Raw genomic sequence first — 252 nt, forward strand, 5'->3', positions numbered from 1 at the left:
GCTTGAAGAGGCGGGAGTCCGGGCGGGTGAAGAGCGAGGGGCCGACCTTCTTGCCGAACAGGTAACCCGCCTGGTCGCCGAGGACCGCGGCGACGCAGATCAGGGCGACGGCCGCCCACAGCGGGAAGTCCAGCTGGTTCGACGTGATCAGCAGGCCGCAGGTGAACAGCAGCGAGTCACCCGGCAGGAAGAAGCCGATCAGCAGGCCGGACTCGGCGAAGACGATGAGCAGCAGGCCCCAGATGCCGAAGT

Annotated in this window: 1 pseudogene; it reads right to left on the reverse strand. The window is 67.5% G+C overall.

The window, feature by feature from the left end:
- A pseudogene (locus tag ACFRCG_RS48830) lies at positions 1-252 on the reverse strand (hypothetical protein); the annotation flags it as partial.

Source organism: Embleya sp. NPDC056575, from assembly GCF_042793325.1.
In the GTDB taxonomy this organism is placed as follows: domain Bacteria; phylum Actinomycetota; class Actinomycetes; order Streptomycetales; family Streptomycetaceae; genus Embleya.